The following is an 11,893-nucleotide window of genomic DNA, read 5'->3' on the forward strand; positions in this document are numbered from 1 at the left end:
GACTGGCCCCTCTCCCCTTTCCCCGTTTACGCCCGCGTGCGGTAGCGTTCCTGCAACTCGGCCAGCAGGGCCGTGAAGTCCACGCCCTTGCGTTCCCTGTGGCCTTCCGGGGTGCGTTCGCGGACGCTGACCTCGCGCCGCGCCTCCTCCTGGTCACCGACGATCAGCATCACCGGAATCTTGTGGAGTTCAGCGTTGCGGACCTTGGCGTTCATGCGGTTGTTGCTGTCGTCCACCTCGGCGCGCAGGCCTGCGGCCTTGAACTCGTTCGCCAGCGTCTCGGCGTAGGCGTTGTGGCGGTCGGCAATCGGGATAATCATGACCTGGCGGGGCGCCAGCCAGAAGGGGAAGTCGCCGCCGTAATGCTCAATCAGGATGCCCACGAAGCGTTCCAGGCTGCCGAAGGGCGCGCGGTGGATCATCACCGGGCGGTGTTCCTGGCCGTCCTCGCCCGTGTAGGTGAGGTCGAAACGTTCGGGCAGGTTGTAGTCCACCTGGATGGTGCCGAGCTGCCACTCGCGGCCCAGCACGTCCTTCACCACGAAGTCGAGCTTGGGGCCGTAGAAGGCGGCGTCGCCGGGTTCGATGGTGTAGGGCAGGCCGACCTCCTCCACCGCCTCGATGATCTGGCGCTCGGCCACCTCCCACTGCGCCGGGTCGCCCACGTACTTGTCGGATTCGGGGTCACGCACGCCCACGCGGAAGCGCACGTCGTTCATGCCGAACGTCTTCAGCACCAGCACCGTCAGGTCCAGCACATCCAGGAATTCCTTCTTGAGCTGGTCGGGCCGCGCGAAGATGTGGGCGTCGTCCTGGGTGAAGCCGCGCACGCGGGTCAGGCCGTTCAGTTCGCCGCTCATCTCGTAGCGGTAGACCGTGCCGAATTCCGCGAGCCGCACCGGCAGGTCGCGGTAGGAGTGCGGCTTGCTGGCGTAGATGCGGATGTGGAAGGGGCAGTTCATCGGCTTGAGCATGTACTGCTCTTCGTCCACCGTCAGCGGCTCGAACTGACTGTCGGAGTAATAGGGGTAGTGGCCGCTGGTGCGGAAGAGGTCCAGGTTGCCGATGTTCGGCGTCACCACACCCTGATAGTCGCGCTGAAACTGCTGCTCACGCAGGAAACGGGTGAGTTCGTCGCGCAGGATCGTGCCGTTGGGCAGCCACATCGGCAGGCCCTTGCCCACCAGCGGGTCGATCAGGAAGAGTTCCAGCTCGCGCCCCAGCTTGCGGTGGTCGCGGCGTTTGGCTTCCTCCAGCTTCTCCAGGTACTCGTCGAGTTCCTTCTGGGTGGCAAAGGCCACGCCGTAGACGCGCTGGAGGATCGGGTTCTTCTCGTTGCCACGCCAGTACGCGCCGCTGGTGCTCATCAGCTTGAAGGCCGGGGGAAGCTTGCCCGTGTTCGGGAAGTGCGGCCCCCGGCAGAGGTCCACGTAGTCACCCTGGGTGTAGAACGTGACCGGCTCGTCGTCGGGAAACTCGCGGATCAGTTCGACCTTGTAGGGGTCGTAGCCGAAATACTCCAGCGCCGCCGCCTTCCCCACGTCCTGACGAACGATGTCGAGGTTCCGCCCGATGATCTCGCGCATGATCGCCTCGATTTCGGGGAGGTCCTCTTCCTTCAGCGGTTCGGGCAGGTCGAAGTCCTGATAAAAGCCATTCTCGATGCTTGGCCCCACGCCGCGCTTGACGGCCTCACGCGGATAGCCCTTGCGCTGGTAGAACTCGCCCACCGCCTGACTCAACGTGTGGCCGAGCGAGTGGCGGAAGACGGGGGCGGCGTCGGCGGGATTCTTCTTCGTGATCAGCGTGATGTTCGCGCCTTCGGGCAGCGGCGTCATCAGGTCCACCAGATCGCCGTTCGCGGTGGCGGCCAGGGCGTCCTGGGCGAGGCGGGGGCCAATCGCTTTGGCCGCGTCGAGGGCCGTTGCGCCCTGGGGCAGGTCGAGTTGTTTTCCGTCGGGCAACGTGACGTGCATGGAGACTCCTTGAATAAGCAAGAGAAAACCCGGTCTAGCCGCGAGAACCAGCAGAACGCCTGAGAGCCGCGTAGGTTCTCAGGCGCGTGGAGTTCGCGTATCCAGACCGGGACGAAGGGGCATTCGCCGCAGCATCCCGCCACCCACAACCAGTCGGCACAGCACCAGACCGGAGTGATGGGAAGGGAGGCTCATGCGCCCAAGATAGCGGGCGAGGCGGACGGGGAGCAACCCGCCCGTTACGATCCGCGCAGCGGGTGCGGCGTGCGCGTGTTCGCCTCCCCGAAGTCAATCTCAAAGAAGCGGTAACCCTCCTGCCCCGCGCCTGCCGACCGGTAGCCCATCCGTTCGTAGGCGGGCGCGGCGCTGTGGTCATTCGCGTACCAGAAGACGTAGCGCAACGGGCGGGCGCGTGCCCAGGCTTCCACCGCGCCCATCAGGGAGCGGGCCACACCCTGCCTTCTCGCTTCGGGCACGGTGTAGAGGTCGTGCAGTTTGGCCGTTCGGTGGGAATCCCCGGAGCGCAGGTGCGGGCCGTAGTCCTGCACCCAGGCGTAACCCAGCAATCGGCCTGCCGGGTCCTCAGCAACCAGCAGGCCGAAATCCTCGCGGTCACAGAAAGCGGGAAAGCGGGCCGCCAGGGCCTCCTCGTCCTCCACGAAACCCATGTCGAGCAGCATGGGGCGCAGGGCGGGGAAGTCAGCGGGGGTGGCGGGGCGGAGGGTGAGAGGAGGCATGCGGCAGTCTTCCCCACGTGTCGGTGAAGGCCAATGCGCTGGATGGCGGATGAACGGAAAAGACCCGGCGGGAACCGGGCCTCCTGGCTCACCGTCCGGCCTACCAGGCCGCCGCGCCTGAACTCTGCATTCCCTTGGGGTTCGGTCCCCATTTGTTCGGACCGGGCTGGCTGTCCAGCACCGTGAAGATAAAGAACACCAGACCGCCGACCAACGGCACGAAATTGATCAGGAACCACCAGCCGCTCCGGCCCGTGTCGTGGAGACGGCGCACGCTCACCGCCAGGGCAGGGAGGAATACGGCCAAGCTGTAGAGGAGAAACAGCAACGAGCTGACCAGGGCCAGTCCACTAGGCATGACGCTCTCAGGATCAGGAGCACCGACGGTCTGCACGATGAAGGGCAGATACAGGATGAGGCTGATGATGGTGTTGATGAGGTAGAACATCCAGTATTCCCGTCGCCGGGCACGCCCCCTAAAGTCGGCGTAGTGGTTGCGAATGACGTTCAGATACTCGTTCATAGGGCCTCCTCCGCTCCCATTCCGGCTGAAGTTGTCGGGTGCGTGAGAAGAGCTTAATGCTCCGGTGAGATACAGGAGGCGCAAATCCAGCGGGGACGCTGGGGGTAGCATTCCCCCGTGCGCTCTCCCCTTCTCCTCGCTCTCGCCGCGCTGGTGACCGCGTGTGCGCCCGCCGTCACCAGTCCCAGTTCACCCCTGCCGGAGGTGACCGCCTCGCTGCCCCTGCCCACGACCCCGGCACAGATCCGCATCCGCGTGGTGGTGATGGGTGACCAGGGGACGGGGACGGAAGTGCAGCGGCGGGTGGCGTCGGCCATGCAGGCCGTGTGCCTGCGGGACGGCTGCGACCTGGGCGTGGGCCTGGGGGACAATTTCTACCCGGCGGGACCGCATGACCCGGCCTCTCCCCTGTTCCGGGAACGCTTCGCGGAACAGTACGGCCCGCTGGGGGTGCCCTTCCTGATGGTCGCGGGGAACCATGACGAATCGTGGCTGCTGGGTGGCGACGGCGCGGATGCGCGGGGGGCCGACGCGGAGGTGGCCTACGCCCGCACGCATCCGCAGTGGGTGATGCCCGCCCGCACCTACCGCGCCCCGGCCGGTGATCTGGTGGAGTTCTTCGCGGTGGACACCTCGCCCCTCGCGGCCTACCTGCCCCCCCGGCGCGCGAACGAACGGCCGGGCGGCCCCTGGGACGCGGCGCAGCGGGCCTGGCTGGCCGGAGCCCTGGCGAGCAGCCAGGCCCGCTGGCGGCTGGTGCTGGGACACCATCCCCTCTTCAGCAACGGGAAACACGGGGACGCCGGGCACTACGACCGCCTCCCACTCCCGGGGCAGCGGGGGGACGCGGTCCGGGTGCTCTATAGCGCGGCCTGCGGCAGGGCCGACGGCATCCTGAGCGGGCATGACCACGCCCTGCTGGGCTTTGCGCCGCAACCGGAATGTCCGGGCACGCGGCAATGGGTCAGCGGCGCGGCGGGCAAGGTGGAGGCGGGCCGCAGCGGCACCCGCCCGGCGACCTTCGAGGTCGTCGACCAGCCCGGCTTCCTGTGGCTGGAGATCACCCGGGAGACGCTGACCGTCCGCGCCTTCACGGTTGGCGAAGACGGCCAGCCGCGCGAGGTGCATACCGACACGGTCCGCAAGCCCTAAAAAAGAGCGGCCCCGGGGGGAGGCCGCTGCCTTGCGGGTCGCCTTTACAGCCCGGCTTCGGCCAGGAAGGCGTCGAGTTTCTGGGGCCGGAAGCCGCTGAGGCTGCGGGCCACGTCGCCGCTGACCAGGGTGGGCACGCTGCGCTTCCCGCCGTTCACGCTCATCACGTACTCGGCGGCCTGCTCGTCCTGCTCGATGTTGACTTCCTCGAAGGGGATGCCCTTGCTGGTCAGCGCGCGCTTGGCGGCGTGGCAGTCGGGGCACCAGTTGGTCGTGTACATCTTGATCATGGCCCAACTTTACAAAACAAAGTGCGGGCGGCGGTAGGGCGTTTCGCACTGTTCCGGCAGAACCAGGCACGGCGGGCAGAACCAGTGACGCCAGAAAAAACGGCCCGCCACGCAGGCAGGCCGCTGGGGCAGGCAGGTCTTCAGGCGTTCGCGGGCGCTTCGGACCGGGGGGCCTCGGCGGGCCGGGTCGCCGGGGTTTCGGACTGGGGAGCGTCGCTGCGGCTGCCCTCGCGCTTGGGTGCGGCCTTGGGCGCCATGATCATGTTCATGTCCATGCCCATCATGCTGGGCATCCCCTCGGGCGTGCCGACATCGGCCAGAGTATCGGCGACACGGTGCAGGATGCGCTCGCCCAGTTCCGGGTGGGTGCGCTCGCGGCCACGGAACATGATGGTGACCTTGACCTTGTGGCCTTCTTCGAGGAAGCGGCGCACGTGTCCGGTCTTGGTGTTGAAGTCGTGGTCGTCGATCTTGACGCGGAACTTGATCGCCTTGACTTCCTGGGCGCGGGCACGCTTGCGGTTTTCCTTCTCGTTCTGCTGCTGCTCGTAGCGGAACCGGCCATAGTCGAGCAGGCGGCAGACGGGCGGGACGGCCTGGGGACTCACCATCACGAGGTCCAAGCTCTTTTCGCGCGCCATGCTCAAAGCGTCGCGCGTGTCGATGATTCCGATCTGCTCGCCCTCCGCGCCGATCAGGCGAATCTGACGCACACGAATCTGCTCGTTGACCTTATGTTCTTTCGCTATGTCTATCACCTCCGCGCGCCCCCCATCCAGACGTGCTCGGCACACTGGCGGCGAGGCGGCTTGTACGCCCATTCGGGCATGACAACGTATTTTACCACGTCGCCTGCCCCCGCCGGGGGACTTGTTTCTCACGCGGCTTTGGGGATGGCCCATCCGGCAACGTCCGCCGCACCCCAGAGGGCGGCGAATGCCTGCCCATTGCTTGACCTCTCTCCCTCCCCCGCCTAGAGTTTGTGTCATGGGGACACTCTCCCTGCCGCCCCAGGCCACCCAGGTCGGCCTGGCCGTGGACGTGGCGGCCTTTGCCATGCACGCGGGCGAACTGCGGGTGCTGCTGGTGCAGCGCGGTGAGCTGCCCCACGCCCGCGACTGGGCGCTGCCGGGCGGCTTCGTGCAGGTCGGGGAGGCGCTGCACGAGGCGGCGCTGCGCGAACTGCGGACCGAGACGACGGTGGAGCTGGAACCCCGGCACCTGGAGCAGTTCTATACCTTCGGTGAACTGAACCGCGATCCGCGCGGGCGCATCGTGTCGGTCGCGCACCTCGCGGTGCTGCCGCACGGGACTGTTCATGTGACGGGCGGCGGCCACACCCTGGGCGCGGCGTGGTTTCCGGCGCACCGGCCGCCCGGTCTGGCCTTCGACCACGCGGCCATCCTCGACCGGGCGATCAAGCGGCTGCAAGTGCGGCTGGAATATGCCAATCTCGCGCTGGAGTTTTTGCCCGACACCTTCACGCTGCCTGAGCTTCAGGGCGTCCACGAGGCGATCCTGAACCGGCCCCTCGACAAGCGCAACTTCCGCAAGCGGCTGCTGGCGCAGGGGGTGCTGGTACCCAGCGGCGAGCGGCGCTGCGGCGTCGGCAGGCCCGCGCAACTGTACCGGCGGGCGAAAGGGGCGAAGGCGGCGGCGCTGTAGGGGAGCAGTCAGCGATCAGCAGCAGAGGCGCGGGCGACCTGTCCGGCCCCGTTCTGCCCCCCACGTTCTCCCGCCACCTCCCCCGCTAGAATCACCCACATGGACATGAAAAAGCTCATGAAGCAGATGCAGCAGGCGCAGGTGGCCGCCGCGAAGATTCAGGAGAACCTCGCCGCGCAGACGGTGGAGGGGACGGCCAGCGGACTGGTGACGGTCACCATGAACGGGCACGGCAAGGTGACGGGCCTGAAGATCAAGCCGGAAGCGGTGGACCCCGACGACGTGGAGGCGCTCGAAGACCTGCTGCTGGTGGCCTTGCAGGACGCAAACGCGAAGGCCGAAGCCTTGCAGCAGGAGGCGACGCGCGGGCTGGGGCTGCCGGGATTTTGATGAAGAGCCGTCAGCAGTCAGCGTTCAGCCGTCAGCGAGGTGAAGCATGAAATATCCGCCTTCACTCGTGGGGCTGATCCGGGAGCTGTCGCGCCTTCCCGGCATCGGGCCGAAGAGCGCGCAGCGGCTGGCCTTTTACCTGTTCGAGCAGCCGCGGGAGGACATCGAGCGGCTGGCGGGGGCGATTCTGGAGGCCAAGCGCGACCTGCACACCTGCCCGGTCTGCTTCAACATCACCGATGCGGAGCGTTGCGACGTGTGCAGCGACCCCACGCGCGACCAGGACGTGATCTGCGTGGTCGAGGAACCGGGCGACGTGATCGCCATCGAGCGCAGCGGCGAATACCGGGGGCTGTACCACGTGCTGCACGGCGTCCTGAGTCCGATGAACGGGGTCGGCCCGGAGCGGCTGCACATCAAGCCGCTGCTGCCGCGCGTGCAGGACGGGATGGAAGTGATCCTGGCGACCGGCACGACGGTGGAGGGGGACGCCACCGCGCTGTACCTCCAGCGCCTGCTGGAACCGCTGGGTGCGGTCGTGAGCCGCATCGCCTACGGCCTGCCGGTGGGCGGCGCCCTGGAATACGCCGATGAGGTGACGCTGGGCCGCGCGATGAGCGGACGCCGACGGGTGAACGAGGCGCCTACCCCCCCCCGGCCCCGCCGCGACGACGAGGACGGCACCGCCCCGGTCCCTTCCCCACGTTAGGTGGGCGAGCCTCGCCCTGCCGGACAGTTCCAGGCAGGGCGTTTGCTTTTTCTGAGCCCTGGGCTACGGTAGGCGCGTGACCCAGTCGCCTGATCCCCTCCCCCCCGCCCCGCCGTCCGAGTGGTTGAGGCCCGTCCCCCTGGCCGGGCGGCATATCACGCTGGTGCCGCTGACCGAGGAACACGCGGCGGACCTGCACGCCGGGGCGGACGAGGCCACGTATGCGCTGCTGGCACGCGGCGGCCCGGAAGAGCGCAGCGTGGCGGGCTGGGCTGAGTACATCACGCGGCTGAACGCCCTGCCTGGCCGCGTGAACTGGGCGGTCCTGCTGGGGGACCGGGCGGTCGGCCGCATCAGCTACAGCGAGGTGAAGGTCAGCGACCGCTGGGTCGAGATCGGCACGATGCTGGTGCCCGCCGCCCAGGGGACGACCGCGAACCCCGAGGCAAAGCTGCTGCTGCTGGGCCGCGCCTTCGAGGTATTGGGCGCGAACCGGGTCCACTTCAAGGTGGATGCCCGCAATGCCCGCAGCCTGCGCGCGATGCACAAGCTCGGCGCGGTGCAGGAAGGCACGCTGCGGCAGTATCAGGTGCGGCCCGACGGCTTCGCCCGCGACAGCGTGATGTTCAGCATCCTCAGCGGCGAGTGGCCTGCCGTGAAGGCTGGCTTGCAGGCCAGGGTGTCTTCCCTGTCCTGACCCCGCGATGAGAAGCGGGCCGGGGCTTGTCACAGATCGGCGGGTACACTGACCGAAATGCGCGCCGACTTCTGCCTGCCCCGTCCGCCGCTGGCCGTCCTCGCCCTGGCGGCCCTGCTCGCCGCGCCCGCGCAGGCCCTGGTCGTGCCGCTGGGTGGGTGGACGCCTGTGAACGGCAATGCCAACGTCTGGACCGATTCGGCGGGCGCGTGTCTCCTGCGCGAGGAACGGTACGGACAGGCCTTTCCCGCCCTCGGGTCCCAGGAGGAAGCCCAGGCGTTCGCCCTGCGCCTCCAGGCCAGCCTGGGCAAGAGCGGGGTCCGCGAGATCGTCACGCAGCCGGTCGAGCGCGCCGGAACGTGGGCCGTCCTGGCCGCCTACACCCATGAGGAGGGCGGCGTGGCCTACCGCATCAGCCAACTGTTCCTCAGCGACGCGGGCCTGCTGCGGACCGTCACCGGCAGCAGCGCCCTGCACGAGGCCAGCGCCTGCGTGAACGACATGCGCGACTTTATCCGGTACCTGGCCAACTGAGGGGCAGCGGCCCAGGCGGCCCTCTCCCGCTGGCGAGCGGCGACCTGTTACCCTGCCCCTCATGGCCCGGACAGTCAACCCCATTCAGGACCGGGCGCGGCGCGCGGCGCTGGAGAAGGCCGCGTACCTCGCCATCTACGAGCGGGGCTATGCGGGCGTGACGCTGGCGGACATCGCGGGGTACGCGGGGGTCAGCAAGGGGACGCTGGCCTACCACTTCGGGAGCCGGGCGGGGCTGCTCGCGGCCGTCATGCGGCGCTTCACGCGGACGATCACGGTCGCCACGCGCCGCGCGCTGAGGCAGGCGGCCACGCCCGATGCGAAACTCCGCGCCTACGTCGAGAACCAGTTCTACGGTGTGGAGAACACCCGGCGCTTCTACACCGTCTCCCTGGACTTTCTGGCCGCCGCGACCCGTGACCCGGCACTGATGGCCGTCCAGCGCGACTTCCAGCGTGAGACGCTAACGCTCGACCTGGAACTGGCGCGGCTGGCAGGGGAAGCGGGCGCCGAGGAACGGGCGCGGCTGCTGCGGGCGCTGGTCGAGGGCCTGAGCGTGCGCTTCCTGGCCGACCCCGCGCCGGACCTGGGGGCCTACCGCGCGGAATGTTTGCGAGGATTGCGGGCGGTTCTGGGGTGGGAAGCTACACCAGCCTGAGGTCCGCCAGCGCCGCCGCGATCTGCCGTGCCCCCTCGATCAGGCGGGGGCCGGGGCGGCCCAGGCCGCTCTCGGGCACACAGACGACGGGCACGCCCAGGCCGCGCGCCTCGATCACCTCGGGGCGGAGCTTGCGCGCGCCGCACCACGAACACACGATCAGGTCGGGGCGGGCCGCGCGCACCTCCTCCAGCGTGAGGGGGGTGCTGCGCCCGGGCCGCTCGCCCAGGGCGTTCACCGCGCCCAGCGTCGCCAGCAGGTCGGTGACCCAGGATTCGCGGGTCGCCGCGATGATCGGCCGGGGCCACCACTCGACCAGCACGCGCGGCGGGCGCGGATAGACGCGGGCCAGGCCGCGCAGTTCCGCGTCGAGGTCAGCGGCCAGCGCCTCCGCCCGTTCGGACAGCCCGGTGGCCGCGCCGATCTCGCGGATATCCCGCAACGTGTCGGGGACGCTGACGGGGTCGAGCACCAGGGTTCTCAGGCCCGCCGCGCGCACCCCCTCCACCACGCGCTCCATGCCGGGCACGCTCAGGCTCGCCAGCACCAGGTCGGGCCGCGCCACCCGCACCGCCTGCACGTCGATGTTCAGGTCCGGCCCGACCCGCACGGCCCCGTCCAGCCCCGGCGCGTCGCTGTGGTTGTCCACCGCTACCACCCAGGGCGCGGCTCCCAGCGCCGCGAGAATGTCGGAGTTGCTGGACGTGAGGGAGGCGAGACGCATGGGGCCAGGATAGCGGTCAGGGCCCCGCCGGAGCTTCCGCTCTTGCCGCTGAGAGCTGACCGCTGAAAGCTGCCCAGCACGGCCAAACGCCCCCTGACCGTATGGTAGGGTGGGGGGTATGAAGAACACGTTCGCCGTCACCATCACGCTGCTGCTGGCGCTCGCGCTGGGCGGCTCCTATGCCGGGTATCACCTCGCGACCACCCCGCATGAGGCGAGCAACGCCGCAGAGGGAACCCAGGGCGCCGGGGGAACCCAGGGTGGGGAGGCTGCGGGCGCCACCTCGCCCCAAACGGCCGCCAATGGGCAACAGGGGCCGAACAGCCCCACTGCGGACATGAGCGGCGACCGGGGCACCCCGGCGGACGCCGGGCAGGGCGGAACAGCACAGGTTGGCAGCAACACCAGCGGCAACGCTGCGGGGCCAGCGGGAAGCAACGCCAACACCGTCAACGCGAATACTGGCGCCCTGGGCGGCGAGATGACGGCCAATGGCACGCCGGGCAAGCGGTCAGAAGAGACGGCGCAGCCCGCCACGGGGAACAACAACGAGGTCAAACCCGCCTCCCCCACCGCCCAGGGGGCCCAGGGCACGGAGCTGGGGCAGACGGGAACGACGAACACCGAAAAGGCGGCGGCGGGCAACCCGGCCGTCAGCAACAGCCAGGCGGCGGCTGTGGCGAGCGCCACGGCGGGCGACACCGCCCAGGGCCAGAAGAAGTTCACCGCCACCTGCGCGGGCTGCCACGGCGCGAACGCGGAGGGCGGGATCGGCCCGGCCCTGAACACCGCCACGGGGCCCGGGTCGTGGATGATCACGCAGTTCGAGGCCGCCGTCCGCCAGGGCCACGCCCCCGACCGCGAACTCGGCCCGGTCATGCCCCGCTTCACGACCGCGCAGGTCAGCGATGAGGACCTGACCGATATCTACGCCTACCTGAAGTCTCTGGTGAAGTAGAAACAAACGCCTCCTCCCCGTCAGCCTGCCCTTTCCCGGCAGGCTCTATTCTTGCCGGGTGACACGCGGCCCGCTGCTGACGACCTCTCCCCTCTCCGGCTTTGGGGTGGAGGTGGTGGAGGCGTCCCCGGAAGCCCTGCCCAGTGCTGCGGGCCTGCTGGTGCCCCACGACGGGGAGCCGGTCGCGGACGTGCGGAACAGGCCTGACCGCTGGGCGTTGCTGACGCTGCTGTCGGGCGCGGTGCGGCGGGGCGTGCCGGTGCTGGCCTGGGGCACGGGCGCGGCGCTGGCGGGCCGGGTGCTGGGCGCGCGGGTCAGACCGGGTGAGGGGGAAGGCGCGGCGGAATGGGCGGAGGCGCCGCGTGGGGCAACGGTCGAACGCTGGCGGGGGGAAATGCCGCTGCTGTGGCGGGTGGGGAATGTGACGGTCTGGGCGGATGTGCCCCTGCCCGAGGAGTTACGAACCGGGTTTTTGACCGGCCTCGCTCAGGCCGGACCGCGTGCACCGGGATCGCCGCTGGAGGCGGTGGGCGGCGAGGTCGCCCTGCGGGTCATGCTGACCGCCTTCTACACCCGGGCGCGTGAAGACGAGCTGCTCGGGCCGGTCTTCGCCGCGCACGTCGAGGACTGGGACGCTCACCTTGACCGCGTCACGGCCTTCTGGGTGACCATGCTGGGCGGCGGGGCAACCTGGCGCGGGAACCTGAACGCTGTTCACGCGGGCCTGGGGATTCGCGGAACACATCTGACGCGCTGGCTGGCGCTGTTCCGGGAGGCGGCCGGGCAGTCCCTCGGTCCGGAAGCGGCGGCCGTGCTGACCACGCGGGCCGAAGCGATGGGGGCGCGGCTGGCTCAACGAGGCTGAGCCAACGAGAAGGGG

The 11,893-nt window shown here is 69.2% G+C and carries 15 protein-coding genes; 9 read left to right on the plus strand and 6 right to left on the minus strand.

Translation table 11 applies throughout. The annotated features are described in order from the left end of the window. Positions 1-26 precede the first annotated feature (26 nt). The 3 genes from thrS to E5F05_RS15630 form a co-directional block, all read right to left on the minus strand. On the minus strand, positions 27-1,976 hold the full coding sequence (thrS, locus tag E5F05_RS15620; RefSeq protein ID WP_129119566.1) for a threonine--tRNA ligase: 1,950 nt from the start codon (positions 1,974-1,976) through the stop codon (positions 27-29). Between the two features lie 239 nt (positions 1,977-2,215). Then, complete coding sequence (locus E5F05_RS15625) at positions 2,216-2,713, minus strand: GNAT family N-acetyltransferase (RefSeq protein WP_129119567.1); 498 nt, start codon at positions 2,711-2,713, stop codon at positions 2,216-2,218. Between the two features lie 100 nt (positions 2,714-2,813). Next, positions 2,814-3,236, minus strand: a complete 423-nt coding sequence (locus E5F05_RS15630; RefSeq protein ID WP_129119568.1) for a DUF805 domain-containing protein — start codon at positions 3,234-3,236, stop codon at positions 2,814-2,816. 117 nt (positions 3,237-3,353) lie between these two features. Here E5F05_RS15630 and E5F05_RS15635 point away from each other — a divergent pair, with 117 nt between their 5' ends. Further along, positions 3,354-4,388, plus strand: a complete 1,035-nt coding sequence (locus E5F05_RS15635) for a metallophosphoesterase (RefSeq protein WP_241687184.1) — start codon at positions 3,354-3,356, stop codon at positions 4,386-4,388. Between the two features lie 44 nt (positions 4,389-4,432). On the opposite strand, the gene E5F05_RS15640 is transcribed toward E5F05_RS15635, so the two are convergent. Both E5F05_RS15640 and infC read right to left on the minus strand, forming a co-directional pair. Next, positions 4,433-4,678: a glutaredoxin family protein gene (locus E5F05_RS15640; RefSeq protein WP_129119569.1), complete on the minus strand. Its 246-nt coding sequence runs from the start codon at positions 4,676-4,678 to the stop codon at positions 4,433-4,435. Between the two features lie 140 nt (positions 4,679-4,818). Further along, positions 4,819-5,436 (minus strand): translation initiation factor IF-3, encoded by a 618-nt coding sequence (gene infC / locus E5F05_RS15645; RefSeq protein ID WP_129119570.1) that lies wholly within the window; start codon positions 5,434-5,436, stop codon positions 4,819-4,821. Between the two features lie 229 nt (positions 5,437-5,665). On the opposite strand from infC, the gene E5F05_RS15650 reads away from it, so the two are divergent. The 6 genes from E5F05_RS15650 to E5F05_RS15675 all read left to right on the plus strand — a co-directional run bounded on the left by E5F05_RS15650 (position 5,666) and on the right by E5F05_RS15675 (position 9,331). Then, positions 5,666-6,343 carry an NUDIX hydrolase gene (locus E5F05_RS15650; RefSeq protein WP_129119571.1) on the plus strand — a complete coding sequence of 226 codons (678 nt, stop codon included), beginning with the start codon at positions 5,666-5,668 and terminating at the stop codon, positions 6,341-6,343. A 99-nt stretch (positions 6,344-6,442) separates the two neighbouring features. After that, on the plus strand, positions 6,443-6,733 hold the full coding sequence (locus tag E5F05_RS15655) for a YbaB/EbfC family nucleoid-associated protein (RefSeq protein ID WP_041221221.1): 291 nt from the start codon (positions 6,443-6,445) through the stop codon (positions 6,731-6,733). Positions 6,734-6,779: 46 nt separating this feature from the next. Then, entirely contained in the window at positions 6,780-7,442 is a 663-nt protein-coding gene (recR, locus tag E5F05_RS15660) for a recombination mediator RecR (protein ID WP_129119572.1), read from the plus strand. Positions 7,443-7,518: 76 nt separating this feature from the next. Beyond that, positions 7,519-8,139 (plus strand): GNAT family N-acetyltransferase, encoded by a 621-nt coding sequence (locus E5F05_RS15665; protein WP_241687185.1) that lies wholly within the window; start codon positions 7,519-7,521, stop codon positions 8,137-8,139. A gap of 57 nt (positions 8,140-8,196) precedes the next feature. After that, a complete protein-coding gene (locus tag E5F05_RS15670; RefSeq protein WP_129119573.1) occupies positions 8,197-8,673 on the plus strand; it encodes a hypothetical protein in 477 nt (158 codons plus the stop codon). A 61-nt stretch (positions 8,674-8,734) separates the two neighbouring features. Beyond that, positions 8,735-9,331, plus strand: a complete 597-nt coding sequence (locus E5F05_RS15675; RefSeq protein WP_129119574.1) for a TetR family transcriptional regulator C-terminal domain-containing protein — start codon at positions 8,735-8,737, stop codon at positions 9,329-9,331. On the opposite strand, the gene E5F05_RS15680 is transcribed toward E5F05_RS15675, so the two are convergent. Further along, entirely contained in the window at positions 9,318-10,055 is a 738-nt protein-coding gene (locus tag E5F05_RS15680; protein WP_129119575.1) for a helical backbone metal receptor, read from the minus strand. The genes E5F05_RS15675 and E5F05_RS15680 overlap by 14 nt on opposite strands. A 118-nt stretch (positions 10,056-10,173) precedes the next feature. Between E5F05_RS15680 and E5F05_RS15685 the strand changes: the two genes are divergently transcribed. Then, a complete protein-coding gene (locus E5F05_RS15685; protein WP_129119576.1) occupies positions 10,174-11,013 on the plus strand; it encodes a c-type cytochrome in 840 nt (279 codons plus the stop codon). Positions 11,014-11,071: 58 nt separating this feature from the next. Continuing rightward, a complete protein-coding gene (locus E5F05_RS15690; RefSeq protein WP_129119577.1) occupies positions 11,072-11,878 on the plus strand; it encodes a group III truncated hemoglobin in 807 nt (268 codons plus the stop codon). Positions 11,879-11,893 lie beyond the last annotated feature (15 nt).

This window comes from Deinococcus metallilatus, assembly GCF_004758605.1.
GTDB classification, from domain to species: Bacteria; Deinococcota; Deinococci; order Deinococcales; family Deinococcaceae; genus Deinococcus; species Deinococcus metallilatus.

Excerpts from the sequence above, each read along its gene's own strand:
- E5F05_RS15630 (WP_129119568.1), bottom strand. The coding sequence starts at position 3,236 with ATGAACGAGTATCTGAACGTCATTCGCAACCACTACGCCGACTTTAGG.
- E5F05_RS15675 (WP_129119574.1), top strand. The coding sequence starts at position 8,735 with ATGGCCCGGACAGTCAACCCCATTCAGGACCGGGCGCGGCGCGCGGCG.
- recR (WP_129119572.1), top strand. The coding sequence starts at position 6,780 with ATGAAATATCCGCCTTCACTCGTGGGGCTGATCCGGGAGCTGTCGCGC.
- E5F05_RS15685 (WP_129119576.1), top strand. The coding sequence starts at position 10,174 with ATGAAGAACACGTTCGCCGTCACCATCACGCTGCTGCTGGCGCTCGCG.
- E5F05_RS15650 (WP_129119571.1), top strand. The coding sequence starts at position 5,666 with ATGGGGACACTCTCCCTGCCGCCCCAGGCCACCCAGGTCGGCCTGGCC.
- E5F05_RS15670 (WP_129119573.1), top strand. The coding sequence starts at position 8,197 with ATGCGCGCCGACTTCTGCCTGCCCCGTCCGCCGCTGGCCGTCCTCGCC.
- E5F05_RS15680 (WP_129119575.1), bottom strand. The coding sequence starts at position 10,055 with ATGCGTCTCGCCTCCCTCACGTCCAGCAACTCCGACATTCTCGCGGCG.
- E5F05_RS15625 (WP_129119567.1), bottom strand. The coding sequence starts at position 2,713 with ATGCCTCCTCTCACCCTCCGCCCCGCCACCCCCGCTGACTTCCCCGCC.
- E5F05_RS15640 (WP_129119569.1), bottom strand. The coding sequence starts at position 4,678 with ATGATCAAGATGTACACGACCAACTGGTGCCCCGACTGCCACGCCGCC.
- thrS (WP_129119566.1), bottom strand. The coding sequence starts at position 1,976 with ATGCACGTCACGTTGCCCGACGGAAAACAACTCGACCTGCCCCAGGGC.
- E5F05_RS15655 (WP_041221221.1), top strand. The coding sequence starts at position 6,443 with ATGGACATGAAAAAGCTCATGAAGCAGATGCAGCAGGCGCAGGTGGCC.